We start from the raw sequence: 23,707 nt of genomic DNA, 5'->3' as shown, positions 1-23,707 counted from the left end.
CGGGCGCCTCACCGCCCGGCCGGTACCACGAAGGAGCCCAGGACGGCGCGCCGATTCTGGCTAGACTGCGCGCCATGGTGCTCAGAGCCGTGGTGGACGAATCGATCGACGCCGCCCACTGGGAGGCCGTCGAGGAGGCGGCCGAGCTCCTGCAAGAGGAGCAAGTCCAGGAGGCGCTCGTCGCGCTGCGCGACGTGATCAAGGCCTCCCCGTCGAACCCGTACGCGTACAACCTGCTCGGGCACGCGCTCTACGAGCTCGGCCAGCTCGAGCCGGCGCGCGACGCTTACCGCGCCGCCGTGCGGCTCGCGCCGAGCTTCCTCGGGGCGCGGGTCGCCCTGTCGCACGCGCTCCGTCGCCTCGGCGACACGGACGGCGCGACCGCGCAGGCGAAGGAGGCGCTCCGCCGGTTCCCGAAGGACGGCGAGGCGATGCACGCGATGGGGCTGGCGTACGCGGCCCGCGGCAACCGCGCGCTCGCGCGGAAGCACCTCCAGGGCTTCCTGGACGCGGGCCCGGAGGTCGAGGCCGCGATGGAGGTGCGGCAGATCCTCGAGATGCTCGGCGTCGGGGGCGACGACGAGCCGCTCCAGTTCGAGTAGCCTTCTCCCGGCGCACGCGCGCGCTCGGCGCACCGGAGGCAAGGAACTCGATGGTGACCACCCCGCACTTCGATCTCATCATCCTCGGCACGGGGCCGGGCGGCGAAGGCGCCGCCATGACGGCCGCGAAGCACGGCAAATCGGTCGCGGCGATCGAGCGCTACGCGCGGGTCGGCGGGGGCTGCACCCACTGGGGGACGATCCCCAGCAAGGCGCTGCGCCGCGCGATTTACCACATGAACCTGATCAACCAGAGCCCCATCTACAAGCGGATGGATGTGGTTCCGGAGTACCCGTTCGCCGAGCTCCTCGCGACCGCGAACCGCGTCATCGACGAGCAGGTCGACCTGCGGGAGAGCTTCTACGACCGGAACCGCGTCCAGCTCGTTCCGGGGCAGGCCAGGTTCGTCGATCCGCACACGATCGAGGTGGAGAGCGACGGCGGCCAGCGCCGGCGGTACACGGCCGACAGCTTCGTCATCGCGACCGGCTCGCGCCCGTACCGGCCGGCCGACATCGACTTCAGCCACCCGCGCGTCTTCGACAGCGACACGCTGCTGCGCATGGAGCACACCCCCCGGAGCATCACCATCTTCGGGGCGGGCGTCATCGGCTGCGAGTACGCGTCGATGCTGCGCAACATGCAGGTCGCCGTGAACCTCGTGAACACGCGCTCCCATCTCCTGGAGTTCCTCGACGACGAGATCACCGACGCGCTCGGGTACCACTTCTGCGACAAGGGGATCCGCGTCCTGAACGGCGAGGAGCACGAGACGGTCGAGGCGACGAAGGAGGGCGTCGTGCTCTCCCTGAAGAGCGGGAAGAAGCTCCGGAGCGAGGTCTTCCTCTGGGCCAACGGGAGGTCGGGCAACACGGCCGATCTCGGCCTGGAGAGCGTCGGCATCACGCCGAACAAGCGCGGTCAGCTCGAGGTGAGCGAGACCTTCCAGACGAGCCAGCCGCACATCTACGCGGTCGGCGACGTGGTCGGCTTCCCGGCGCTCGCGAGCGCGAGCTACGACCAGGGCCGGTACGCGGCCAGCCACATCTGCGGCCACGCCGACGACAAGCTGGTCCGGGACATCCCCACGGGCATCTACACGACGCCCGAGATCTCGTCGCTCGGCAAGAGCGAGCGGGAGCTCACGGCGGAGAAGGTGCCGTACGAGGTGGGCAAGTCGACGTTCAAGACGCTCGCGCGCGCGCAGATCACGGGCCAGCAGGTCGGGATGCTGAAGCTGATCTTCCACCGCGAGACGCTCGCGCTGCTCGGCATCCACTGCTTCGGCGAGAACGCCGCGGAGATCATCCACATCGGGCAGGCGATCATGTCGCAACCTGCGCCGCACAACACGATCCGGTACTTCGTGAACACGACGTTCAACTACCCCACCATGGCCGAGGCCTACCGCGTCGCGGCGCTCGACGGGCTGGGGCGCGTGTTCTGAAGGCGCGGCTCCCGGGCGCGCCCGGGGCCCGCCCCTGGCAGCGTCCGGCGAGGCCGCGGCGCGCGTCAGGACGGTCGAGCGGGGCAGCGGTGCGCGGGCGCTCGGATCGGCGGTTGCCAGGGTGCGGCCCGGCGGTGATACTCCGCAGAGGAGCACGCTGTCATGGCCGCCGCTGCACCCCTCCTCCTCGCCCCCCCTGCCGGCGCCGCCGACGCTGTCGCGGCGGACGGCTCGGAAGACCAGCTCTTCGTCGTTCATGACGTCTCGTGGGAGGAGTACGAGGCCATCCTGGCCGCCCTCGGCGACCGGGCTGGCGTGCGGGTGACGTACTGCGAGGGAGTGCTGGAGCTGATGAGCCCGGGCGGACCGCACGAGGGGCGGAAGACGATCCTTGCCCGCCTCGTCGAGGCCTACGCGGAGGAGGCGGAGCTGCCGCTCAGCGGGTACGGCAGCATGACCGTCCGCAAGAAGCTCGCGCAGCGGGGGGTCGAGCCGGATGAGTGCTATGTGCTCGGGACGGTCGAGGACGGGGAGCTCCCGGAGCTCGCGATCGAGATCATCGAGAAGAGCGGGACGATCAACAAGCTCTCCGTCTATGCGGGTCTCGGCGTGCCCGAGGTCTGGTTTTTGAAGAAGGGAAAGCTCTCCATCCACCTCCTCGGCCCGGACGGCTACGCGGAGGCGGGGCAGAGCCGGCTCCTGCCGGGGCTCGACGTCGCGGGGCTGACGGAGTTCATGCTGCGCAAGGGCGATCAGACCACCGTGGTGCGCGCGTGGCGCGCGAGGCTCCGGGAGCGGGGCGAAAGGTGAGCTCGGTCCGCTGAGCGACGAAGCGCCGTCGATCGAGGCGCTTCGAGGCCAGCCCCCTACCCCCTGCCGCTCGCCCGCGCCGCGCACGCCGCGGCGATCGCCTCAGCCCCCGCCTCCCGCGCCGCGATCTCGCACGCGCGCCACGCCGCGAGCCGCTCCGGCCCCGCGGCGCCCCGCGGCGCCGCCGCGAGCCGCGCCTCGACCGAGCGCGCGAAGGCGTCCAGCGCCGCCTCGTCCCCGCGCTCCGACAGGAGCCCGCCCAGCGTGAGCGCCGCGTGCGCGACCTGCCGCTCCGCGCCCGGGTACATCTCCTCCGCGAGCGCCTCGACGAGCGCCGGGACGTCGCGGCGCGCCGCGGCCTCGCGCGCCCGCACCTCGGGCGCCGCGGCCTCGGCCCCTGCGACACGGAGGCGCCGCTCCAGGTAACCGACCACCGAGCGGGCGACGCGCTGGAACGAGGCGAGGCCGTCGGTCGGCGCCTCGAGCACGCCGCCCCCGGCGCGCGCGCCCGCGACGTCGAGGTCGAGCACGATGACGAGATCCTCCCGCTCCCCGATGACCAGGAGGTCGCGCGCCCAGTCGAGCGAGCGCTCCTCCGCGAGCCACGCCGTCGCCCGCGCGACGTCGCCGCGCGGCAGGATGAGCGTGCCGTCCGGGAGCGCGATGCCGTCCGCCGCCGCGTAGAGCGCCGCGAGATCCGGCGGCTCGGCCAGCGCGAGGGACCACGCGCCCGCCCCTGCCGCCGGGGGCCGCGCCTCCACGCCGGCGCATGCGAGCAGCGCGGCGACGCGCGACGCGAGCACGCCGGCCGCGCTCACGGCGCCCGCCGGCAGCTGCAGCGGCAAGCCCATCGCCAGGGCATGCATCTCGGTGCCGCGGGGCGGCGCGAACGTGTCGCCGGTGCCAACCGGTGGATGCTCTCGGTCATGTAGGTGCTCTTCGGCGCGACGCCGTCCCGGGGCGCGACGAACAGGCGCGCAGCGTAGTGGATCGGATCGACCACGTCGACGATCGACTGCGCGAGCGAGATCGCGGGGCGGAGCTCGTGCTCCGCGCTCCGGCGAGCCCGGAGCCGCCGTCGAGCCGGACCATGCCGCCCTCGCGGCGCAGACCGTTCGGCCACGGCCGCTCTGGTCTTCATCCATGCTCTCCGCCCACTACGTTCCAGACGACGCCGCGCAGCGTACGCCGCGCGGCGAGCGCCAGACGAGCGAGGAGACCGAGGAGAGCGAGGAAAACGAGGCCGATCCGCGCGTTCCGTCGCGACGTGGCCGACTCCGACCCCAGCGAGCAGGCGCCGCAGCGCGCGCCGACCAGGGTGACTTCGGCTTGTGCTTCATATATATATGATTTAGGTGCTCCGGATGTCCCTGGAAGGCAGGATCGCGCTCGTCACGGGTGGGGGTCGCGGCATCGGCCGGGCGATCGCCGAGCGGCTCGCGCAGGGCGGCGCGCGCGTCGCCGTCGCAGGCCGCACGCAAGCCGAGATCGAGGAGACGGCGGCGGCCATCGGGGGCGTCGCCGTCCGGCTCGATGTCGGCGATCGCGAGGGCGCGCCGCCGGCGATCGCCGCGCTCGAAGCTCAGCTCGGGCGCATCGACGTGCTCGTCAACAACGCGGGCGTCGCCGAGAGCGCGCCGTTCGACAGGACGAGCGACGCGCTCTGGGACCGCATGCTCGCGGTCAACGTGACCGGCGCCTTCGCGCTCTGCCGCGCCCTGATCCCGAAGATGATCGCGCGCGGGTTCGGGCGCGTCGTCAACGTCGCCTCGACCGCCGGGCTCGTCGGGTGCGCCTACTCGACCGCGTACTGCGCGTCGAAGCACGCCATGGTCGGAATGACCCGCGCCATCGCGCTGGAGATCGCCCGGACGCCGGTGACCATCAACTGCGTCTGCCCCGGGTGGGTGAACACGAGGATGGCGGACGAGGCGATCTCCCGCATCGCGGAGAAGACCGGGCGGGGCGAGGACGCGGCGCGGCGGTCGCTCGAGTCGATGTCGCCTCAGGGCCGGATGGTCGAGCCCGGCGAGGTCGCGCTCGTCGTGGCGATGCTCTGCAGCGACGAGGCGCGCAGCATTCATGGCCAGGCGATCCCGGTCGACGGGGGGCAGGTGATGCGGTGAACGGCGATCTCGAGATCGTGCAGCCGGCCGGGTGGCCTGCGCCGCGAGGCTACGCCAACGGCGTCGTGACGAGCGGCAGGACGCTGCACATCGCGGGGCAGATCGGGTGGGACCCCGCGTCCGGGCGGTTCCGGAGCGACGATCTGGCCGAGCAGTTCGCCCAGGCGCTCGACAACGTGCTCGCGGTCGTCGCGGCCGCCGGCGGGGAGCCGGGCGACGTCGCGCGCATGACCGTCTACGTGACCGATCTCGAGGCGTACAGGGGCTCGCTCCGCGCGATCGGCGCCGCGTGGCGGGCGCGGTTCGGCAAGCATTTCCCGGCGATGGCCCTCCTCGGCGTCGCGGGGCTCGTCGAGCGGCGCGCGCTCGTGGAGATCGAGGCCGTCGCGGCCCTCGACGCGCGCGGCGGGGGCGGGGGCGGCCCGTGAGGCGCGGGGCGCCGGCGCGGCGGCCGCTCGCCGTGGTCCCCCCGCCGGAGAGCGCGCGCGGCGACCAGGCCGCCGTGCGCGCCTGGGTGCGCATCCTCGCGGTACACAAGCGCGCGCTCGCGGCCATCCGGGAGGACCTGGAGCACGAGATGACCCTCCCGCGCTTCGACCTCCTGGCGAACCTCGTGCGCAGCGACGGGCAGACGCTCGCGTCGCTCTCCCGCAGCATGCTCGTCACGGCGGGCAACCTCACCGGGCTCGTCGATCGCGCGGCGCGCGACGGCATGGTCGAGCGGCGGGCCGACCCGAGCGACCGCCGCGCGTGGCGGGTGCACCTGACCGCCAAGGGGCAGCGCGCGTTCCGCGACGCCGAGCGGCGGCACGCCGCGCGCGTGGCGAAGGTGTTCTCCGGGCTGAGCCAGGCCGAGCTCTCCACGCTGACGCGGCTGCTCGACAAGCTGCGCACCACGCTCCGCGAGCCGGACATGCCCGCCCCGTCGCGCCCCGGCAGCGCCCGCGCGCACGCCGAGCGGAGCGCGCGGAGCCCCCCGCGGCGCACGCGGACGAAGCCCTGATCGCGCGAGGCTCGCGTCCGGCGCCCGCCGGACCCAGGAGATGCCCATGACCCTCACACCCCGGTCCTTCCATCTCGAGCTCAGCCGCGGCGTCGCGGAGATCACGCTGAGCCGCCCCGACCGCCTGAACGCCCTCACCTTCGAGGTCTACGGCGAGCTCACGGCCACGTTCCGCTCGCTCGAGCGCTCGGCCGCGCGCGCGGTCGTGCTCACCGGAGCGGGGCGCGGCTTCTGCTCGGGCGGCGACGTGGAGGGGATCATCGCCGAGCTGTTCGCGCGCGACGCGCGGGGGCTGCTCGAGTTCACCCGCGTGACCGGCGCGCTGATCCAGAGCATCTGCGAGCTCCGGCGCCCGGTCATCGCCGCCGTCAATGGGGTCGCCGTCGGCGCGGGCGCGGTGATCGCCGCCGCCTGCGACCTGCGCATCGCCGCGGCGAGCGCCCGCTTCGGGTTCATCTTCCCCAAGGTCGGCCTGTCCGGCGCCGACATGGGCGCCTCGTACCTCCTGCCGCGCATCGTCGGCCAGGGGCGCGCCGCCGAGCTGCTCTTCTTGGGCGATCTCATCGGCGCCGACGAGGCGCTCCGCATCGGCCTCGTGAACCGCGTCGTCGCCGACAGCGACGCGCTGGGCGTGGCGCGCGGCTGGGCCGAGCGCCTCGCGCGCGGGCCGGCGTTCGCGCACGCGATCACCAAGCAGATGCTCGAGAGCGAGCGCACGATGCCCCTCGCCGCCGCGATCGAGGCCGAGGCGCAGGCGCAGGCCATCTGCATGGCCCACCCCGACTTCCGCGAGGCCTACGAGGCGACCAGGGCGAAGCGCCCGCCGCGCTTCGAGGGCGCCGATCAGGGCAACGCGCCGGCCGCGCCCGGCGACGCCGACGCGCCCCCCACCCCGCGGTCCACCGGCCAGGAGACGCCCCGCGTATGAGCGGGCTCGCGCTCTCCTCTGCCGAGCTCCCCGTCTTCTTCGAGGAGCGCCACGCCGCGCTCGCCGCGCGGCTGACGCCCGAGGCGCTCGCGCCGCTCGCGCGGCTCGCCAGGACGCACGACGCCGCCGCCGTCGCGCGCAGCATGGGCGAGCCGCTCGGGCTCTACGCGCACCTCGTCCCCGAGGCGCTCGGCGGCGCGCCGAGCGGCAGCGGCCTCCCCGCGGACACGACCGCCATCGACGTGCGCTCGCTGGTCCTCATCCGCGAGGCGCTCGGCCAGGTCGCCCCGCTCGCCGACGCGATCTTCGCGGTGCAAGGGCTCGGCTCGTACCCGATCGTGCTGGCCGGCAGCGACGCGCAGCGCCGCGCGATCTTGCCCGACGTGCTCTCGGGGCGGCGCATCGGGGCCTTCGCGCTGACGGAGCCCGAGGCGGGCAGCGACGTCGCCTCGCTGAGGACCGAGGCCCGCCGCGAGGGCGACGGGTGGGTCCTCGACGGCGAGAAGGTGCTGATCTCGAACGTGCCGCTCGCGCACCACCTCGTTGTCTTCGCCCGCACGGGCGCGCCGCCGCGCGACGGCGGCGGCGCGGCGGGCGAGCGCGGCGGCGGGCGCGCCGCGATCACGGCGTTCCTCGTCGACAGCGGCGCGCAGGGCGTCGCCTCGGAGCCGCTCCCGATGTCGGTCCCGCACCCGATCGGCCGGCTCCGCTTCGAGCGCTGCCGCGTGCCGGACAGCGCGCGGCTCGGCGAGGTGGGCGGCGGCTTCAAGCTCGCGATGCAGACGCTCGACGCCTTCCGGATCTCGGTCGGCGCGGCGGCGAACGGGATGGCCGCGCGCGCGCTCCGCGAGGCGATCGCGCACGTCACGCGGCGGAGGCAGTTCGGGGCGCCCCTGTCCGAGCAGCAGATGGTGCGCGCCTACCTCGCCGAGATGGCGACCGAGCTCGACGCGGCCCGCCTGCTCGTCGCCCGCGCGGCCCACAAGCGCGACACGGCGGCGGCCGGGGCGGCGGCGCGCGTCTCGACCGAGGCGGCCATGGCGAAGATGTTCGCCACCGAGGCGGCGCAGCGGATCATCGACCGCGCTGTCCAGCTCCACGGCGGCATGGGGGTCATCGAGGGGACCGAGGTCGAGCGGCTGTACCGCGAGATCCGGCCGCTGCGCATCTACGAGGGGACGACGGAGATACAGAAGCTCATCATCGCGAAGGGCATCCTCGAGCGCGCCGCCGCGGAGCCCCCGGCCGACGAGCGCGCTCGCGACGAGGCGCGGTAGCCATGTGGAGGCCGCCGGAGAGGATCCGCCACGCGCTGCCCCGCGAGGAGCCCAAGGCGGCGGGCGAGGCGGCGCGCGCGCGCCTCTTCTCGCCGCTCCGCCTCGCCTCGGGCCTCGAGCTCGCCGAGCGCTCGTGGGTGCCCGCGATGGTCCCATGGCGCGCGACCGAGGAGGGCGTCGTCACGCAGGACGTGCTCGACTGGTACGGCCGCTTCGCCGAAGGCCAGCCCGGCGCCCTCGTTGTCGAGGCGACCGGGATCCGCGACGTGCCGAGCGGCCCGCTGCTCCGCGTCGGACACGATCGGTTCGTCCCGGGGCTCCGGGAGCTCGTCCGGACGGTCCGCGCGCGGAGCGCCGGCAGGACGCGCGTGTTCCTGCAGCTCATCGACTTCCTCCGCATCCGCAGGCGCCCGGAGAAGGACAGGTTCCTGCGGGAGTTCCTCGAGATCACCGGCGCGCACCGGCGCGCCCTGTCCGAGGCGCTGGGGGAGCCGCCGCTCCGGGACGCGCCGGAGCGCGAGGTGCGCGAGCGGCTCATCGCGCTCGACGACGCGCGGCTCGAGGCCGTGCTCGCGCCCCGCGAGCTCGAGGCGCTGCGCTTCGGCGAGCGCGAGCGCGTCACCGACGTCGCGCTCCCTCACATCCGCGATCTGCCGCGGACGCTGCCGGGCCTCTTCGCCGAGGCCGCCGTGAGGGCGCGCGAGGCGGGCTTCGACGGGGTCGAGCTCCACTACGCGCACGCCTACACCATGGCCTCGTTCCTGTCCGCGCTGAACACCCGCCCGGACGGCTACGGCGGCGATCGCGAGCGCCGCGCGCGCCTCCCGCTCGAGGTCTACGCGGCGGTGCGCGCCGCCGTCTCCGCTCGCTTCACGGTGGGCTGCCGCTTCCTCTGCGACGACGTCATCGCGGGGGGCAGCCGGGTCGACGACGCGGCGTCCTTCGCGCTCGCGTTCGCGCGCGCCGGCATGGACTTCCTCTCGCTGTCGACCGGCGGCAAGTTCGAGGACGCGAAGCAGCCCAAGGTCGGCGAGGCCGCGTACCCCTACACCGGCCCGAGCGGGTACGAGTGCATGCCGACCGCTCTCTCGGACGCGGCGGGGCCGTTCGGGCGGCAGGTGCCGAAGCAGGCGCAGATCCGGCGCGCCCTGCGCGAGGCCGGCCTCGGCACGCCGGTCGTCGTGGCGGGGGGGATCTGCACGTTCGCCCAGGCCGAGGCGATCCTCGCGCGCGGCGAGGCCGATCTCATCGGGGCGGCACGGCAGACGCTCGCGGATCCCGACTGGTTCCTGAAGGTGCGGCTCGGGCGCAGCGGGGAGGTCCGACGTTGCATCTATTCCAATTACTGCGAGGCGCTCGATCAGCGCCACCGACCGGTGACGTGCCAGCTCTGGGATCGCGAGGGGCTCGACGAGCCGGGGGTCGCGACCACGGAGGGCGGAAAGCGGCGGCTCACGGCGCCGCGATGGAGGCGTGACGATGACCGCACCGACGTTCCCTGACGAGCTCAACCTCGCCGACTACTTCCTGTTCGATCGGCTGCGCGAGGGGCTCGGCGACAAGGTCGCGCTGCTCTTCGGTGATCAGCGGCACACCTACGCCGACGTCGCCGAGAAGGTCCGGATGCTCCAGGCGCACCTCGCCGTCGAGGGCGTCGCGCTCGAGCAGCGGGTGCTCATCGTCCTGCACGACTCGCCCGCGTTCGTCTGGGCCTTCTTCGCGGCGCTGAGCCACGGCGCCGTCGTGGCGATGGGCAACCCCGAGGCGCCCGCGCCTGACCTCGCGCACCTCGTCGAGTACACGCGGGCCGCCGCGGTCGTCACGATCCCGCGCGTGGCCGAGGCGCTCGCGCTTCAAGGCGCGCTCGCGGCCACGGACGTCCGCACCGTCGTGCTGGTGCCCGAGGTCCCGACCGGCGGCGATCTCGAGGCCGATCTCCCGGTCTCGCCGGCCCTCGCGGCGCAGCGGGGCACCTCGCTCCGCGGCGCCCTCGCGCAGGGGCGCGCGGCGCTCGCGGCGAAGCGCGCCCCGGCGGGCCCCCGCCCCACCCGGCGCGACGACATCGCCATCTGGCTCTTCACGTCCGGCTCCACCGGCAGGAGCAAGGCGGCCATGCACACGCACCGCGACTTCGCCTTCAACACCGAGCGCTACGCCAAGGCGACCGTGGGCTACCGCGAGGACGACATCACCGTCTCGGTGCCGCGCCTCTTCTTCGGCTACGCCACGGGCACCAACCTGATGTTCCCCTTCGCCGTCGGCGCGACGTCGGGCCTCTTCGTCGAGCGGCCGACCCCGGAGTCGCTCGCGCGGTACATCGAGCTTTATCGCCCGACGGTGGTCACCAACGTCCCGACGATGATGGGCAAGCTGCTCGATGACGACGACGCCCGCGCGGCGCGCGGCGCGCCGCGCCTCGACCTCTCCAGCGTCCGCTTCCACCTGTCCGCGGGCGAGGCGCTGCCGCCGGCGCTCCTCGAGCGCTTCCGCGCGCGGTTTCACGCCGACGTCTATGACGGCATCGGCTCCGCGGAGATGTTCCACATCTACTGCACGAACCGCCCCGGCGACGTGCGCCCGGGGTCGCTCGGCCGCGTCGTGGAGGGGTACACGATCAAGATCCTCGCCTCGGACGCGGCTGGACCGGGCGCGCCCGAGCTCCCGCCCGGCGAGACCGGCGTCATGTGGGTGAAGGGCGACTCGGTCGCGCTCGGCTACTTCCAGGATCGCGAGAAGAGCTGGGGCACCTTCCATGGCCACTGGTGCCGCACCGGAGATCTCTTCCGCATGGATGCCGAGGGCTACCTCTGGTTCAGCGGGCGCGCCGACGAGCTGCTCAAGGTGGGCGGCGTCTGGGTCGCGCCGGTCGAGGTGGAGGAGTGCCTGACCGAGCACCCGGCCGTCAGCCTCGCCGCCGTGATCGGCGCCGAGGAGGCGGGCCTCGTGAAGCCGAAGGCGTTCATCGTGGTCCGCGACGACGCGCGACGCCGCGTCGCCACCGACGAGGGGAGGGCCGAGCTCGCCCAGGAGCTCAAGGCCTTCGTGAAGGACCGGCTGAGCAAGCACAAGTACCCCCGCTGGGTCGCCTTCGTCGATGACGTCCCCAGGAACGATCGCGGCAAGGTCGATCGCAAGGCGCTCCGGCAGCGCGAGGTCGCCGGCGAGAACCCGGCGGGCCTGTAGCCCATGCAGGCCGCGCCGCGCCTCGCGGAGCTCACGACGGAGGAGCTCGCCGCGCTCCTGGCGGGCGGCGCGCCGTGCGTCGCGCTCGTGCCGGTCGGGTCGGTCGAGCCGCACGGCCCGCACCTGCCGCTCGGTACGGACACGCTCATCGGCGAGGCCGCGGCCGAGCAGGCCGGCCGCCGGCTGTGGGCGCGCGGCGTCGCTGCGCTCCTCGCCCCGCCCGTGGGTTATGGCGTGACCGACTTCGCGGCGGGCTTCGCCGGCGCGATCTCGATCCCGGCGCCCGCGCTCACCGCCTTTCTGCGCGCCGTCGCCGAGGCCTACCTGTCGGCCGGCCTGTCGCATGTCTGCTTCATCAACAACCACCTCGAGCCGGAGCACGACCGCGCCGTGCGCGCCGCCACCAGCGACCTGCCCCTCGGCCGCGCCTCGGTCGCGTGTCCGCTCGCGCGCCGCTGGGCACGGACGCTCTCCGCGGAGTTCCGGAGCGGCGCCTGCCACGCGGGCCGTTACGAGACCTCGCTCGTCCTCGCCGCGGCCTCTGCGCTCGTCCGTAAAGACATCGCCCAGGCGCTGCCGGACGTCGGTCTGAGCCTGTCGGAGGGCATCAAGGCAGGAGCGAAGAGCTTCCGCGCGCTGGGCATGGACGCCGCCTACACCGGATCTCCGCGCGAAGCGTCCGAGGACGAAGGCCGCGCGTTGCTGGATCTGCTCGCGACGATGATTGTCACCGAGGTCGAAGAAGGCCTCTCCAGCGCTTCCGGCCACGAGCCCCCGCCAGGAAAAAGCAGCAGGTAGGCCAACGAGCGTTCAGGTAGACAAACGCAGGCATTTCTGCTCCAGCACCACCCCCCGCACGCTCGACTGAACGGCAGAATCCGCCATCGACTCACGCGCCCCGGCAAGCTGATCAGGCAGCTCAGGCTGATGGGGCTGCTCATGTCGCGCGGCACGCGCAGAACGTGAGCAAGACGTGAGCAAGACGTAAGCAAGACGCGAGCTGCATCACAAATGCGCCTCACGGCGCTCGACAATCACCAAGGACTCGATCAATAATGATTAGTTTTGCTCTGACATCACAATCAACATCAACAGATTTTTGACAACAAACATCGCTTCCCAATTGACGCATTCAATTAGAAGCCGTAAAACGGTATCGTTTTCCTCGCGCGCTGTTTGACGCCAGAACGATCCGACGGCTGACCTGATGAAGGTGATGCTTTACGGCGCGCAGGCAGATGGTGGTTTTGGCGGGGGCGCTCTCTGGCGTTCCTGCGCGACGGCATCACACGCAGCCTCGCGGGCGGAGCTGGCCCGACGACGCGGATCGGAGAGCATCATGAGGAATCGAACGATCATGAGAGGGTCTCGGCATCTGCTCCTGGCGTCTCTCGCCGCCGCCTCCGGCGCGGCGCTCGCCGGGTGCGTCGGCGCACAAGACGAAGGTGACGAGCTGCTCGGTGAGGCGCAGCAGGCCGCGACGGTCTGTGTGACTCTCCAGCGCACCGGCACGACGGGCGTGGTCAAGGATGCCCTCATCAATTCGACCTACCCCACCTACACCCCCACCGGAGCCGACATGTATGCTGGCGAGAGCTCCGGCTCCCAGCTGCGTGGGCTGATCGCGTTCGATCTCTCGTCGATCCCTGCCAACGCCTCCATCGTCTCGGCGGATCTCTACCTCTACCTCGGCGCCGTGACCCCCGACGTGATGCGCGTGCACCGGGTCACGACGGCCTGGGACGAGAACACCGTGACGTGGAACTCGCACTCGAGCGCCTGGGATCCCACGGTCCTGGGGTGGCTCACGGCGAGCTCGGGATACACGTACGCTTACCACACGCTCAGCCTCACCAGCACCGTACAGAGCTGGGTGAACCGCACCGTCGCGAACAACGGCGTGTTCTTCGAGCAAAGCCTGAATCGCACCCACATCCGAACGAGCGAGGCCTCGCTGGATCGGCGGCCGTATCTCCGCGTCTGCTACGACAGCGAGACGGGGGGCACGACGGCGACGTCGAGCAGCTCCAGCTCGTCGACGACCTCCGCCACGACGTCGAGCTCCAGCTCCTCCACGACCTCCACCACGACGTCGAGCTCCAGCGCCTCGACGACCTCCTCCACGACGTCGAGCTCCAGCGCCTCGACGACCTCCTCCACGACGTCGAGCTCCAGCGGCGCGGGCGGCGCGGGCGGCGCGGGGGGTGCCGGCGGCGCGGGGGGCTCGGGTGGAGCGGGCGGCGGAGGCGGGGGCGGCGTGCCTGGCCTGCCGATCAGCTGCAACAGCAGCACTCCTGGCGCAGGTGCCAATTGCGGCGTCGAGGGGGGCGATAACTGCTGCTCGACCCTTCCGGTCTCGGGCGGCACGTTCAACCGGCTCAACAATGCGGGTCTGCCGGCGACGGTCAGCAGCTTCTACCTCGACAAGTACTCGGTCACGGTGGGGCGCTTCCGGCGGTACCTCGAGCAGACCGGCGGCCCGACCCAGGCCAACCCGCCGGCCGCCGGCGCGGGTGCGCACCCGAAGATCGCGAACAGCGGTTGGGACCCGTCGTGGAACACGTATCTCGCGGCCAACACGGGCGCGCTCAAGACGGCGCTCATCTGCGATCCCTATGGATGGCCGTCCTGGAGCGACACGCCGGGAGCCAAGGAGAAGAAGCCGATCGTCTGCGCGACGTGGTACGAGCTGTTCGCGTTCTGCGCGTGGGACGGCGGCCGGCTGCCGACCCAGGCGGAGATGAACTACGCCTCTGCCGGCGGCAACGAGCAGCGCATCTTCCCGTGGGGCGGCTCGAACGTCGAGAGCATCATCGGCGTCAACCAGGACGGCTCCACGGATGTCACACGGTATGCCTCCTGGTGCTGCCAGGGCGACGGCACGGTCGCGGGCGATGGGACGAACCGCTGCCTGGGTGAGCCGTACCCGAGCAACTATCCCTGCGCGCACACGGATCTCACGGACGTCGGCAAGTTCCCCCAGGGCGCCGGGCGGTGGGGGCAGCTCGACCTCGCTGGCAACGCGTACAAGGCCACCCGTGACGGTTCGGATAACTATCAGCTGCTGATGCCCTGCAACGACTGCTCGCGGCTCGACAACAGCTCGAGCGCGCGCTTCATGCACGGCGGCAGCTTCCTGGCCGCCGGGTACAAGCAGACGACGGACTTTCGGGCTTCCTACGCGGGCACCTCGCGGCGCTACTACGTCACAGCGACGTGCGCGCGCGATCTCGCCACGCCGTGACGCCGCTCCGGCCGGCGGCCCGGCGAGGCGAATGCGCGCCGCGCTGATGAAGCCGGCGGGCGCGGATCCGCTGCGCACCTCGTGCCAAGGCGCCCGCCGGCCCGCCGGGCCTCCCAGGCGGGCGCCTCCTGCCGGCGAGCCGCTCGCTCCCTGCCCTCCTGCTCTCCTGAGTGCCCCCCTTGAACTTGGCCCTCGCCGGCGCCCCCTGATACGCGCGCTCCATGCGCGTGAGAGGCATTTTCCTCCTGCCGGCGATGGCGCTCGCGACGCTGAGCGTGAGCTGCCCGCGCCCTGCCTCCGAGCCCGCCGCGACGTCCCCGGCCCCTGCGCCCGCCTCCGCCGTCACCGCGCCGCTCGCCGCAGCCGCGCCGGCCGTCGCTGCTCCGGCGCCCTCCGCCGCCCGCGCGGAGGACGCCGCGCCGCCCGGCGAGGAGGCCGCGACGGCGCCGGGCGCGCTCGCCGCGGCGCCGGGCGGCGACCCGCTCGCGTTGCCGGCGCTGCCGCCGGAGCTCGTCGATGACGGGTCCGACAAGCTGCCCGAGATCGATCCTCCCCCGGCCACCTCGCCGACGGTGGCCGAGGAGGATGTCCACGAGCTCGCGAGCGTCGCCAGGGAGACGTGGATCTTCGCCGAACCGCGCTGGACCAGCCGGCGCATCGGGTACCTGCGCGCCGGCGCCGTGGTCGCGCGCAGGCCGGAGCCGTCCGGCAGGACGTCGTGCGCCGACGGCTGGTACCACATCGAGCCGAACGGCTACGTCTGCATCGGCGCCAGCGCGACGCTCAACATTCACGACCTCGCGGTCGAGGCATCATCGCGCCGCCCTGTCCGCCGGTTCGCTTCGCCCACCTTGCCGGTCGTTCGTGGCGAGGCCGCGCCTGCCACGACACAGGCCGGCGAGGCCACACTTGCCGCGGCGCAGGCGGGCGAGGCCACACTTGCTGCAACGCAGCCAGGCGAGACCGCACTTGCCGCAACGCAGCCGGGCGCAAACGCACTTGCCGCGACGCAGCCGGGCGCAAACGCACTTGCCGCGACGCAGGCAGGCGACGCGACAGCCCTGCTCGGCGGCCTGCCCTACACGTACGTGATGTCTCGCTCCCCCACCCCGCCGCTCTATGCGCGCCTTCCGGACGGGGACGAGCAGCGCGGCGCCGAGCCCGACCTCGCCGGGCACCTGCTCCGCGCCGCGACCGCCGCGCGCGCTCCAGACTTCGTCGCGCCGCCGCCTCCGGACGCGACGCCCTCGGTCCTGCTCTACGGGCGGCCGGCGCCCGGGCTCGCCGGCGATCGCCGTTCTCCCGACGCGCTCGTCCTGGGCCGCGCCCGGACGCGCTCCGGCTTCGCCCTGCTCTCGACGTTCGATCACGACGGGCGCCGCTTCGGCCTGACGACCGACCTCGCCGTCCTGCCGCTCGACCGCACCCGCGTCATCCGGCCGAGCGCCTTCGCCGGGCTGGCGCTCCCTGAGGGCGTCACGTTGCCCGTGGCCTTCGCAAGGCGCCGCCACGCCGCGCGCCTCGTCCCGGGCGAGCGCGGCGGCGCCACCCGCGCTCCGCTCCGCTTCCGCGAGGCGATCCCGCTGTCCGGCGCCTCGCGGCGCCTCGGCGGCATCGATTACCTCGAGGCGCGGGACGGCTCGCTCGTCCGCTCGGACGAGGTCGTGCGCGTCGACCCGCTCCCCCGGACCCCCGCGTGGGCGGTGCGCGGGCGGAAGTGGATCGACGTCTCGATCGACAAGCAGAGCCTCGTCGCCTACGAGGGCACCCGGCCGGTCTACGTGACGCTCGTCTCGACGGGGGCGGACGGCCTCGGCGACCCCAAGACGACGCGCTCTACCATCCAGGGGCTGTTCCGCATCCACACGAAGCATGTCACGGTCACGATGGACGGCGACGAGGAGGACGAGGATCCGTTCGACTTCCGCGACGTGCCTTTCGTCCAGTACTTCACGGAGGGCTTCGCCTTCCACGCGGCCTACTGGCACGACGACTTCGGCACCGCGCGCAGCCACGGTTGTGTGAACCTCTCTCCGCTCGACGCCGCCTGGCTGTTCGAGTGGACGACCCCCGAGGTGCCGGCCGAATGGCACGGCGCGCTCTCGCTACGGAAGGGCACGCTCGTCTCCATCCGCCCCTGAGCCGGCGGCCCGCCGGCGCTGCCCCTTCCGCGCCGCGCGCAGGCACGCTACACGCTCGCTCCATGGCCATCCAGGAGCCCCTCTCGCTCGATCAGCTCATGGCGATCGATCCGCTGCTCTCCGAGGAAGAGCGCATGATCCGCGATGCCGTCCGTCGCTTCGTGCGCGAGCGGTACCTGCCGCGCGCCGCGGACCTGTTCGCGCGCGAGGAGTTCGCGACCGACCTGATCCCCGAGATCGCCGCGCTCGGCCTGCTCGGGGGCTCGCTGACCGGCTACGGCTGCGCGGGCATGAACTCGGTCGCTTACGGCCTCGCGCTGCAGGAGCTCGAGTATGGCGACAGCGGCCTGCGCAGCTTCGTGAGCGTCCAGGGCTCGCTGGCGATGTATCCGATCTGGAAGTACGGCTCCGAGGCGCAGAAGCAGCGCTGGCTGCCGAAGATGGCCGCCGCCGAGCTGATCGGGTGTTTCGGCCTGACGGAGCCCGACAGCGGGTCGGATCCGAGCTCGATGAAGACCCGCGCCCGGAAGGACGGGAGCTCGTACGTGCTGACGGGCACGAAGATGTGGATCACGAGCGCGCCCATCGCGGACCTCTGCGTTGTGTGGGCCAAGGTCGATGACGGAGGGGCCGAGTCCATCCGCGGCTTCGTGGTGGAGCGCGGGATGACGGGCCTGGAAACCCCGCTCATCCACGGCAAGATGAGCCTGCGCGCCAGCCCGACCGGGGAGATCGTCCTGAACGAGGTGCGCGTGCCGGAGGAGAACGTGCTCCCGGGCGTGGTTGGCCTGAAGGGCCCGCTCGGCTGCCTGACCCAGGCGCGCTTCGGCATCGCGTGGGGCGCGCTGGGCGCCGCGCGTGCCTGCTACGAGACGGCGGTCTCCTATGCGCGCGAGCGCATCCAGTTCGGCCAGCCGATCGCGTCGCGTCAGCTCATCCAGTCGGAGCTCGTCGAGATGGCGATGGAGATCGCGAAGGGGCAGCTCATGGCGCTGCACTTCGGGCGGCTGAAGGACACGACCGGCATCAGCCCGGTGCAGGTCTCGCTGTGCAAGCGGAACAACGTGGGCTGGGCGCTCAAGATCGCGCGGACCGCGCGGGGCGTGCTCGGCGCGAACGGGATCCTGCTCGATTACCCGGTCATCCGGCACATGCTCAACCTGGAGAGCGTGTACACGTACGAGGGCACCGACGAGGTGCATTGCCTGATCCTCGGCAACGCGATCACGGGACACAACGCCTTCTGAGGGGATATCGGCGGTGTTCAGAGCGGATTGACAGCCAAGGGCCCTCCCGTCGACAGGCGGTCGAGAACATCGGTGTTCCCCAAGCGTATTCGTTCGCGCTCAGGGCACGAAACCCAGCCCCCATCGGTCACCAACGTATCCGTGGTCGTGAACGTGAACGTGAACGTGGTCGTGGTCGTGGTCGTCGACGATATGATCGTGGACGTGAACGTTCTGCCGACATCTTGGCCGACTCTTGTCGCAGGAAGTGAGAGCGAGGACTCTCGAGTGACGTTCACGACCGAGCCGTTGACGACCACGACCACGACCACGACCACGTTCACGACCACGACCACGTTGGTGGCCGATGTGGCACTCCGCTATCCGGCCTTCCCCGCCGCCTTCCGCTTCAGCCCCACCAGGAAGATCTCCACGCTGCTCGCGCGAGTCCCCTCGGGCCGGATGCTCCGGACCTCCTCGCAGAGGTTCCTCAGCGCGTCCCGGGCCTTCACGAAGTCCTCGCTCATGAAGATCTTGCCGACGAACGCCCCGCCCGGCGCGAGCAGCGCCTCGGCCACGGCCACGGCGCGCATGAACAGCTCGTAGCTCCGGGCCTGGTCGGCGATCTTGCTGCCGCTCGTCGCGGGCGCCATGTCCGACAGCACAACGTCGTACGGCGCGAACTGCGCGAGCGCCTCGTTCGTCAGCGACAGCGCGTCCCCCTGCACCACCGTCGCCTGCGGCCCGAACGCCGCCGTGATCGGCGACAGATCCACCGCGAGCAGCTTGCCCCCCGCGCCGATCCGCTGCGCCGCGTACATCGACCACGACCCCGGCGCGGCGCCCAGGTCGAGCACCCGCTGGCCGGGGCGAAGCAGCCGCACCCGACGATCGATCTCCTCGAGCTTGAAGACGCTGCGCGCAGGGTAGCCCTGCGCCTTCGCCGCCTTCGTGAAGGCGTCAGGCCGCTTGTACGGGTTCTTCGGCTTCTGCGACACGGAGGGACGCTCGGCGGGCACGACCGGCGGGGCGCTCGCTCATGGGAGCTGCCCCGCCGACGGCCGGGATCAGCCGCCCTTCTTCTTGGTCGGCTGCTGCACCGGCACGATCCCCTTGCCGCCGCGCTTCTTCACGGCGCCGCGGATCGTCACCAGCTGGTTCTTCGGGCCGGGGACCGGGCCCTCGATGAGGATCAGGTTGTCCTCGGGGAGGAGCTTCACGATCTTGAGGTTGAGCGCGCTCACCGTCTCGTCGCCGTAGTGGCCGGGCATCTTCAGGCCGGGCAGCGTGCGGCCGGGGGTCATGTTCGTACCGATCGAGCCGCCGTGGCGGAAGTACTCGTGCGTACCGTGCGAGCTGACCGCGCCGGCGAAGCTCCACCGGCGGATGACGCCGCTGAAGCCGCGGCCGCGCGAGCGGCCCTGCGCGTCCACCCGCTGGCCCACCTCGAAGATCTCGTCGACCTTGAGCGCGGTCCCGATCTCGTACTTCGCCGCGTGCTCCGGGCTGCAGCGCAGCTCGCGCACGATCCGCTTCGGCGTCTGCCCCGACTTCTTGTACGCGCCGGCGACCGGCTTCGTCGTGTGCTTCTCCGCCCGCTCGCCGAGGCCGAGGATGAGGGCGCTGTAGCCGTCCTTCTCGAGCGTGCGCTTGCCGATGACGACGCAGCCCGCCTGCACGACCGTGCAGCGCAGGACCTCGCCCGTCTCGTTGAAGATCTGCGTCATGCCGATCTTCTTGCCGATGATGCCGGGATGCTGATTCATGATGGGATCGCCTTTCGCTCCGTCTGGGGTGGCTGAAACTGGCTCCGCGCGGCACGCCGCGAGAGCGATCCCCTCGGCGCGCCTCGTCACGAGCCGGTTCGGAGCGAAGAACCGGGGCGGCTTCCCGCCGGGCACGTTGGGGGGCGCAGAGCTTACCCACGGGGCCCCCAAAGGGAAGCGAAAACCACCGCAACAACGGTAATACAGACCACATTAAATCGAGACGCGTCGCGTCATGTTGCGTCACGTCCGCTCGGACATTGTCCTTCTGGGCGGACATTTCCTGTCTCTCCCTGCCATCGAAGTTCGAAGGAGCGGGCCTCACATTGGGTCGTCGGAGGTCAGGGATGACAGACATCATCGCTCACGGTGAGCCGCGCGACGTCGAGCGCCTCATGGATCGTTACTGGTTCCTGCTGAGAGGCGAGGCGCACGGCGCCGGCGAGGACAGCGCGAGCGCGGCCCGGACCCGGGTGGTCCGCGACGGCGAGTTCGTCGTGGTGAACATCGAGGCGTCGGCGCTCGGGTGGCCCGAGGGGACGCTGCTCTTCAGGTTCCGATCGGAGGTGGCCCCCTGCGCCGAGTGCGTCGAGCGCGCGGCCGCGATCGCGCGCCACCGGACGCGCGGCATGCTCCGCTCGGGCGACGTGCGCGAGATGCTCCGCTTCGCCGTCGCCCGCTGCGCCGCCTCCGGCATCGACCTGGCCCACGCCGGCGCGCGCGTTCGAGGCGACGGGGCGCGCCGGGACGACGCGCCGGACAGCGCGGGGGAGCCCGCCTCGGGGAGGCGCCGCGCGGCGCAGGACGCTGGAGGCGGCGCGAAGCGCTACGACGCCGAGCTCTGGCTCATGCTCTGACGGCGCGCGCGTCTCGCGACGGGCGCGGCCGCGTCACGAGCCGACCACGTTGATGGTCGCCTTGACCATCGCCATCCAGCACTGAAGCACCATCTTCCCCTCCTTCTCCGGGGTGATGGCCACCTCGACCTGCGTGTTCAGCGGCAGGTCCTTCTCGATCTTCAGATCGGGAATCGCGATCGCCTTCAGACACTCGCTCTTCGTCGTCCGCGTGAAGCGCAGCACCACGGGCTCTCCCTTCTTCAGCTCGATCGTCGACGGGGAGAAGCCGCTGTCGTTCACCGCGATGTCAATGCGCTTGACGTTCGCCGGCGCGGCGAGCTCGGCGGCCGCCACCACCGGCGCCTCCTCGGCGGGCTTGTTGCAACCGAGCGGTGCGAGCGATGAGAGGGAGAGGGCAAGCGTGGTGACGAGGAGCTGCAGGCTCATGGTCAGCGCGTTCTTACCCGGCCTAAATCGCGCGTCAAGCCGCCCTCCAGCCGTCCGCCCCGGGCGAGAGACCGAGGGACGGTCGGGCGCAGACGGGCGCGCGCCGCGACGTGAACGCAGCGCGGCCGGCTCAAACGTGGCGGCCCGAGAGGATCTGCAGAATCGCCGAGAAGAGGTTGATGAAGTTGAGGTAGAGGTCGAGCGCGCCGCCGACCGGGTCCTCTTCGTTCGAGTGGAGCAGGCGCGACGTGTTGTAGAGGACGTATCCCCCGAACACGAGGACGGACACGCTGGCGATCGCGAGGCCGAGGAGCGTGCTCCCGAGCAGGGCGTTCAGCAGCATCGCGCCGAGGACGACCATGGCGCCCATCACCAGCCCGCTGGCCATGAACGACAGGTCCTCCCTCGAGAGGAAGACCCCCAGCGTGAGGCTCCCGAACGTGAGGACCGTCAGGATGAAGGTGTCCCGCACCGGGGCCGACGACAGGGTGCCGCCGAGGCCCGCCGCCGCCTGGGCCATGTAGAGCGCAGGCGCCGCCGTGACGCCCAGGACGGCCGCCATCCCGAAGAGCGCGAGGACGTTGACGCCGGGGATCTTGCGCACCGCCCGCGCGCCGAACATCACGCCGAACACGACGCCCATCGAGAGGATCGGGTGCTGCGCGAAGAGCTCGACCAGCGGCGGCATCTCGCGCCCCAGCGTCCCCTCCTCCACGTCCGGCGCCCCGATGTACAGCGCGCACATGGCGCCGAGGGAGGAGACCACCAGGCTCGCCGTGAAGAGCCCGTAGACCTTCTTGAGAAAGTCGATCCGCAGCGCCAGCTTCGGGCTGGCCGATACGCTCGCCCCGAGGGGACTCGCCTGGCGTGAGTTCATCTGCTGCGCTCCTCCTTCAGGGCGTCTCGCCGCGGCTGCACGAGCCCCTAGTCGTGCATCATTCACCACGGACATGCAACACCGCCAGGCGAAGCCCTCGGGCATCCGCTGTCCACAAAAAAATCACGCTCCAGCGGCATCGTGCGCGCGCGGAGGAACCGGCGCGGCGTGAACGGCGCGCCGACATCGCGCAGCATCCGGCGAAGAGCAGCCCGGATCCAGAGAAAAATGCTCGGCTCCGACGACAATCCGCTCGGCTATCCGCTTGGCTATCCGCTCGGCGGCAACGCCGGCGCCGAGCGACAGCGCCGTCGACCTGGCTGCGCGCGCCGCGGGTAACAAGGAGGAGAACGAACTCCTGTCTTCCGACGTCCGGAAGAACGACCGCACACGCCTCCCGGCGGACCCGGAGCACGACCGATCACGACCCATCGCCAATCGATGCCTCGGAACAAGCACCTTGCCGGGCCCCAGCGCTCACGCCGGACAGCAGAAATGGGCCGCGCCCGGGCGCGCTCCGTCCCATGCGGGGACGCCGCGGTGGGCGCCTGCGTGCGGCCCGTTGTCGCGCGCCGCACGCTCGTGTACGAAGGACAGCGAAGGATCACGAGCTCGCCGCGCAGCCTTGGGGAGGACGAGGTTTCATGAACGTCACGACGATCGCCGTTGCCGACGTCGAGCCCGCAACGGCGCCGTTGCCGGGGTTCGATAGCGAAGCTGCGGTGCAGAGCCTGCTCGTCTCGAAGATCGAGGCCTCCTACCGCCACCGCCTGCCCCTCGTCGGACGCACGGACCTCCACCCGCTCGTCCAGGCCGCCTATACCGCCTTCACCCAGCGCTATCCCCTCGTGCTCTCGCCCGACGTGGTCTGGCTCTGCCTGGCGCGCGGCTTCACGTTCCACCTCGCCGCGAACGACGAGCATCGACGCCGCTTCCTCCCCGACGATCACGAGTTCTCGCTCGTCGTCGATCGCCCGGACTTCACCCTCGGCGAGGTGAACCCGTGGCCAGCTTTGTTTCCGGACTTTTCCAGGCAGGTTTCGGCGCGGGTCGGCTCGCTGCGGGACCTCGTGACCTCCAATTTCTCCACAACGGGGCCTGTCGAGCGGGTGTCGTCGGAGCTCACGGTCGCGACCCCGCTCGCGCCGCACTACGCGTGGGAGCCGCCGTTCCCGGGCGACATGGTGTTCCCGCAGCGCGGGATCCCGCGCGTGTACCTGCTCGGTACGTCCGACGACTGGCGCTGGGTGCGCCAGCGCGTGGCGATGCTCGGCTCCGTCGGGCAAGATCGGTGGACCCGCGCGCTCCTGCCCGTGCTCGACCAGATCGCCGCCTCCGCGGAGGGGCGCGCCGACACGATGTTCTGGCGCGCGTTCTTCAGGCACGAGAGCTCGGCCGACGAGCTCACCGGGTGGATCCACGTGCTGTTTCCCTACCTGCGCGCGTGGCCCAACGACTACTTCGCCCCGAATCCCTATCTCGAGAGCTGGCACGAGCGATGGTTGACGGCCGAGGCCCGGAGCGACGCGCTCGGGGGCCTCGGCAACCCGCAGGGACCAGGGCTCTCCGAGCTGCCGCCCGGCCTGACCAGCGCCCAGCTGCGCTTCATCGACGGGAGCAGGCGCGAGCACCCGATGGAGTTCATCAGCGGTCTCATCGGCGTGACGCAGGATCCGCACTCCCTCGCGCTGCTGCCGGAGTTCGTCTGGGCCATCGCGCACCAAGCCCCCGAGTCGGCGGCGCAGCGCCCCGCCGAGGCCTCATGAGCCACGCGGCCCCGTGAGCCGCGC

22 protein-coding genes are annotated in these 23,707 nt (G+C 71.9%); 16 read left to right on the top strand and 6 right to left on the bottom strand.

All coding sequences use genetic code 11. From position 1 onward, the window contains the following. Window positions 1-74: 74 nt before the first annotated feature. The 3 genes from WMF46_RS11090 to WMF46_RS11080 all read left to right on the top strand — a co-directional run bounded on the left by WMF46_RS11090 (window position 75) and on the right by WMF46_RS11080 (window position 2,860). The gene (locus WMF46_RS11090; protein WP_437551803.1) at window positions 75-602 is read left to right on the top strand and encodes a tetratricopeptide repeat protein; all 528 of its coding nucleotides are present in this window, start codon (window positions 75-77) and stop codon (window positions 600-602) included. Between the two features lie 50 nt (window positions 603-652). Further along, the gene (gene sthA / locus WMF46_RS11085) at window positions 653-2,050 is read left to right on the top strand and encodes a Si-specific NAD(P)(+) transhydrogenase (RefSeq protein WP_437985581.1); all 1,398 of its coding nucleotides are present in this window, start codon (window positions 653-655) and stop codon (window positions 2,048-2,050) included. A 162-nt stretch (window positions 2,051-2,212) separates the two neighbouring features. Continuing rightward, window positions 2,213-2,860 carry a Uma2 family endonuclease gene (locus WMF46_RS11080; RefSeq protein WP_437985580.1) on the top strand — a complete coding sequence of 216 codons (648 nt, stop codon included), beginning with the start codon at window positions 2,213-2,215 and terminating at the stop codon, window positions 2,858-2,860. Window positions 2,861-2,916: 56 nt separating this feature from the next. Here WMF46_RS11080 and WMF46_RS11075 read toward each other — a convergent pair whose 3' ends face one another. After that, on the bottom strand, window positions 2,917-3,711 hold the full coding sequence (locus WMF46_RS11075; protein WP_437985579.1) for a hypothetical protein: 795 nt from the start codon (window positions 3,709-3,711) through the stop codon (window positions 2,917-2,919). 513 nt (window positions 3,712-4,224) lie between these two features. Between WMF46_RS11075 and WMF46_RS11070 the strand changes: the two genes are divergently transcribed. From WMF46_RS11070 to WMF46_RS11020, 11 genes are all read left to right on the top strand, one after another. Next, a complete protein-coding gene (locus WMF46_RS11070) occupies window positions 4,225-4,986 on the top strand; it encodes an SDR family NAD(P)-dependent oxidoreductase (RefSeq protein WP_437555358.1) in 762 nt (253 codons plus the stop codon). Further along, a complete protein-coding gene (locus tag WMF46_RS11065; RefSeq protein ID WP_437985578.1) occupies window positions 4,983-5,414 on the top strand; it encodes a RidA family protein in 432 nt (143 codons plus the stop codon). Before WMF46_RS11070 ends, WMF46_RS11065 begins: the two co-directional genes overlap by 4 nt. Further along, window positions 5,411-5,989 (top strand): MarR family winged helix-turn-helix transcriptional regulator, encoded by a 579-nt coding sequence (locus tag WMF46_RS11060; protein WP_437985577.1) that lies wholly within the window; start codon window positions 5,411-5,413, stop codon window positions 5,987-5,989. Before WMF46_RS11065 ends, WMF46_RS11060 begins: the two co-directional genes overlap by 4 nt. A gap of 40 nt (window positions 5,990-6,029) precedes the next feature. Then, entirely contained in the window at window positions 6,030-6,917 is an 888-nt protein-coding gene (locus WMF46_RS11055) for an enoyl-CoA hydratase family protein (RefSeq protein ID WP_437985576.1), read from the top strand. Next, window positions 6,914-8,194 carry an acyl-CoA dehydrogenase family protein gene (locus tag WMF46_RS11050; protein WP_437985575.1) on the top strand — a complete coding sequence of 427 codons (1,281 nt, stop codon included), beginning with the start codon at window positions 6,914-6,916 and terminating at the stop codon, window positions 8,192-8,194. Before WMF46_RS11055 ends, WMF46_RS11050 begins: the two co-directional genes overlap by 4 nt. A gap of 2 nt (window positions 8,195-8,196) precedes the next feature. Further along, window positions 8,197-9,696 carry an NADH:flavin oxidoreductase gene (locus tag WMF46_RS11045; RefSeq protein ID WP_437985574.1) on the top strand — a complete coding sequence of 500 codons (1,500 nt, stop codon included), beginning with the start codon at window positions 8,197-8,199 and terminating at the stop codon, window positions 9,694-9,696. Continuing rightward, window positions 9,674-11,377: a benzoate-CoA ligase family protein gene (locus WMF46_RS11040; protein WP_437985573.1), complete on the top strand. Its 1,704-nt coding sequence runs from the start codon at window positions 9,674-9,676 to the stop codon at window positions 11,375-11,377. The genes WMF46_RS11045 and WMF46_RS11040 overlap by 23 nt, the downstream gene beginning before the upstream one ends. A 3-nt stretch (window positions 11,378-11,380) precedes the next feature. Further along, window positions 11,381-12,175: a creatininase family protein gene (locus tag WMF46_RS11035; protein ID WP_437985572.1), complete on the top strand. Its 795-nt coding sequence runs from the start codon at window positions 11,381-11,383 to the stop codon at window positions 12,173-12,175. A gap of 559 nt (window positions 12,176-12,734) precedes the next feature. After that, entirely contained in the window at window positions 12,735-14,621 is a 1,887-nt protein-coding gene (locus WMF46_RS11030) for an SUMF1/EgtB/PvdO family nonheme iron enzyme (RefSeq protein WP_437985571.1), read from the top strand. A gap of 221 nt (window positions 14,622-14,842) precedes the next feature. Beyond that, window positions 14,843-16,762 carry a L,D-transpeptidase family protein gene (locus tag WMF46_RS11025; RefSeq protein ID WP_437985570.1) on the top strand — a complete coding sequence of 640 codons (1,920 nt, stop codon included), beginning with the start codon at window positions 14,843-14,845 and terminating at the stop codon, window positions 16,760-16,762. Window positions 16,763-16,824: 62 nt separating this feature from the next. Next, window positions 16,825-18,009, top strand: a complete 1,185-nt coding sequence (locus tag WMF46_RS11020; protein ID WP_437985569.1) for an acyl-CoA dehydrogenase family protein — start codon at window positions 16,825-16,827, stop codon at window positions 18,007-18,009. Between the two features lie 17 nt (window positions 18,010-18,026). Here WMF46_RS11020 and WMF46_RS11015 read toward each other — a convergent pair whose 3' ends face one another. The 3 genes from WMF46_RS11015 to rplC all read right to left on the bottom strand — a co-directional run bounded on the left by WMF46_RS11015 (window position 18,027) and on the right by rplC (window position 19,754). Continuing rightward, window positions 18,027-18,332 (bottom strand): hypothetical protein, encoded by a 306-nt coding sequence (locus tag WMF46_RS11015; RefSeq protein WP_437985568.1) that lies wholly within the window; start codon window positions 18,330-18,332, stop codon window positions 18,027-18,029. 36 nt (window positions 18,333-18,368) lie between these two features. Then, window positions 18,369-18,986, bottom strand: a complete 618-nt coding sequence (locus tag WMF46_RS11010) for an SAM-dependent methyltransferase (RefSeq protein WP_437985567.1) — start codon at window positions 18,984-18,986, stop codon at window positions 18,369-18,371. A gap of 69 nt (window positions 18,987-19,055) precedes the next feature. Then, the gene (gene rplC / locus WMF46_RS11005) at window positions 19,056-19,754 is read right to left on the bottom strand and encodes a 50S ribosomal protein L3 (protein ID WP_437551781.1); all 699 of its coding nucleotides are present in this window, start codon (window positions 19,752-19,754) and stop codon (window positions 19,056-19,058) included. Window positions 19,755-20,101: 347 nt separating this feature from the next. Between rplC and WMF46_RS11000 the strand changes: the two genes are divergently transcribed. Next, entirely contained in the window at window positions 20,102-20,611 is a 510-nt protein-coding gene (locus WMF46_RS11000) for a hypothetical protein (RefSeq protein ID WP_437985566.1), read from the top strand. Window positions 20,612-20,644: 33 nt separating this feature from the next. Here the strand turns inward: WMF46_RS11000 and WMF46_RS10995 are convergent, their stop codons facing one another. Next, the gene (locus WMF46_RS10995; RefSeq protein WP_437985565.1) at window positions 20,645-21,040 is read right to left on the bottom strand and encodes a cupredoxin domain-containing protein; all 396 of its coding nucleotides are present in this window, start codon (window positions 21,038-21,040) and stop codon (window positions 20,645-20,647) included. A gap of 130 nt (window positions 21,041-21,170) precedes the next feature. Continuing rightward, window positions 21,171-21,917, bottom strand: coding sequence for a Bax inhibitor-1/YccA family protein (locus tag WMF46_RS10990; RefSeq protein WP_437716883.1), 747 nt, complete (start codon window positions 21,915-21,917; stop codon window positions 21,171-21,173). A 644-nt stretch (window positions 21,918-22,561) separates the two neighbouring features. Between WMF46_RS10990 and WMF46_RS10985 the strand changes: the two genes are divergently transcribed. After that, on the top strand, window positions 22,562-23,683 hold the full coding sequence (locus WMF46_RS10985) for a DUF4419 domain-containing protein (RefSeq protein WP_437985564.1): 1,122 nt from the start codon (window positions 22,562-22,564) through the stop codon (window positions 23,681-23,683). Window positions 23,684-23,707: the final 24 nt, after the last annotated feature.

It is taken from the genome of Sorangium sp. So ce117 (assembly GCF_051524395.1).
Taxonomy (GTDB): Bacteria; Myxococcota_A; Polyangia; order Polyangiales; family Polyangiaceae; genus Sorangium; species Sorangium cellulosum_B.
This window is presented reverse-complemented; position numbering and strand designations above follow the sequence as displayed.

Coding starts and splice junctions, on each gene's coding strand:
- WMF46_RS11090 (WP_437551803.1), top strand. CDS start 75: ATGGTGCTCAGAGCCGTGGTGGACGAATCGATCGACGCCGCCCACTGG.
- sthA (WP_437985581.1), top strand. CDS start 653: ATGGTGACCACCCCGCACTTCGATCTCATCATCCTCGGCACGGGGCCG.
- WMF46_RS11080 (WP_437985580.1), top strand. CDS start 2,213: ATGGCCGCCGCTGCACCCCTCCTCCTCGCCCCCCCTGCCGGCGCCGCC.
- WMF46_RS11075 (WP_437985579.1), bottom strand. CDS start 3,711: ATGGGCTTGCCGCTGCAGCTGCCGGCGGGCGCCGTGAGCGCGGCCGGC.
- WMF46_RS11070 (WP_437555358.1), top strand. CDS start 4,225: ATGTCCCTGGAAGGCAGGATCGCGCTCGTCACGGGTGGGGGTCGCGGC.
- WMF46_RS11055 (WP_437985576.1), top strand. CDS start 6,030: ATGCCCATGACCCTCACACCCCGGTCCTTCCATCTCGAGCTCAGCCGC.
- WMF46_RS11050 (WP_437985575.1), top strand. CDS start 6,914: ATGAGCGGGCTCGCGCTCTCCTCTGCCGAGCTCCCCGTCTTCTTCGAG.
- WMF46_RS11045 (WP_437985574.1), top strand. CDS start 8,197: ATGTGGAGGCCGCCGGAGAGGATCCGCCACGCGCTGCCCCGCGAGGAG.
- WMF46_RS11040 (WP_437985573.1), top strand. CDS start 9,674: ATGACCGCACCGACGTTCCCTGACGAGCTCAACCTCGCCGACTACTTC.
- WMF46_RS11035 (WP_437985572.1), top strand. CDS start 11,381: ATGCAGGCCGCGCCGCGCCTCGCGGAGCTCACGACGGAGGAGCTCGCC.
- WMF46_RS11030 (WP_437985571.1), top strand. CDS start 12,735: ATGAGAGGGTCTCGGCATCTGCTCCTGGCGTCTCTCGCCGCCGCCTCC.
- WMF46_RS11025 (WP_437985570.1), top strand. CDS start 14,843: ATGCGCGTGAGAGGCATTTTCCTCCTGCCGGCGATGGCGCTCGCGACG.
- WMF46_RS11020 (WP_437985569.1), top strand. CDS start 16,825: ATGGCCATCCAGGAGCCCCTCTCGCTCGATCAGCTCATGGCGATCGAT.
- rplC (WP_437551781.1), bottom strand. CDS start 19,754: ATGAATCAGCATCCCGGCATCATCGGCAAGAAGATCGGCATGACGCAG.
- WMF46_RS11000 (WP_437985566.1), top strand. CDS start 20,102: ATGACAGACATCATCGCTCACGGTGAGCCGCGCGACGTCGAGCGCCTC.
- WMF46_RS10995 (WP_437985565.1), bottom strand. CDS start 21,040: ATGAGCCTGCAGCTCCTCGTCACCACGCTTGCCCTCTCCCTCTCATCG.
- WMF46_RS10990 (WP_437716883.1), bottom strand. CDS start 21,917: ATGAACTCACGCCAGGCGAGTCCCCTCGGGGCGAGCGTATCGGCCAGC.
- WMF46_RS10985 (WP_437985564.1), top strand. CDS start 22,562: ATGAACGTCACGACGATCGCCGTTGCCGACGTCGAGCCCGCAACGGCG.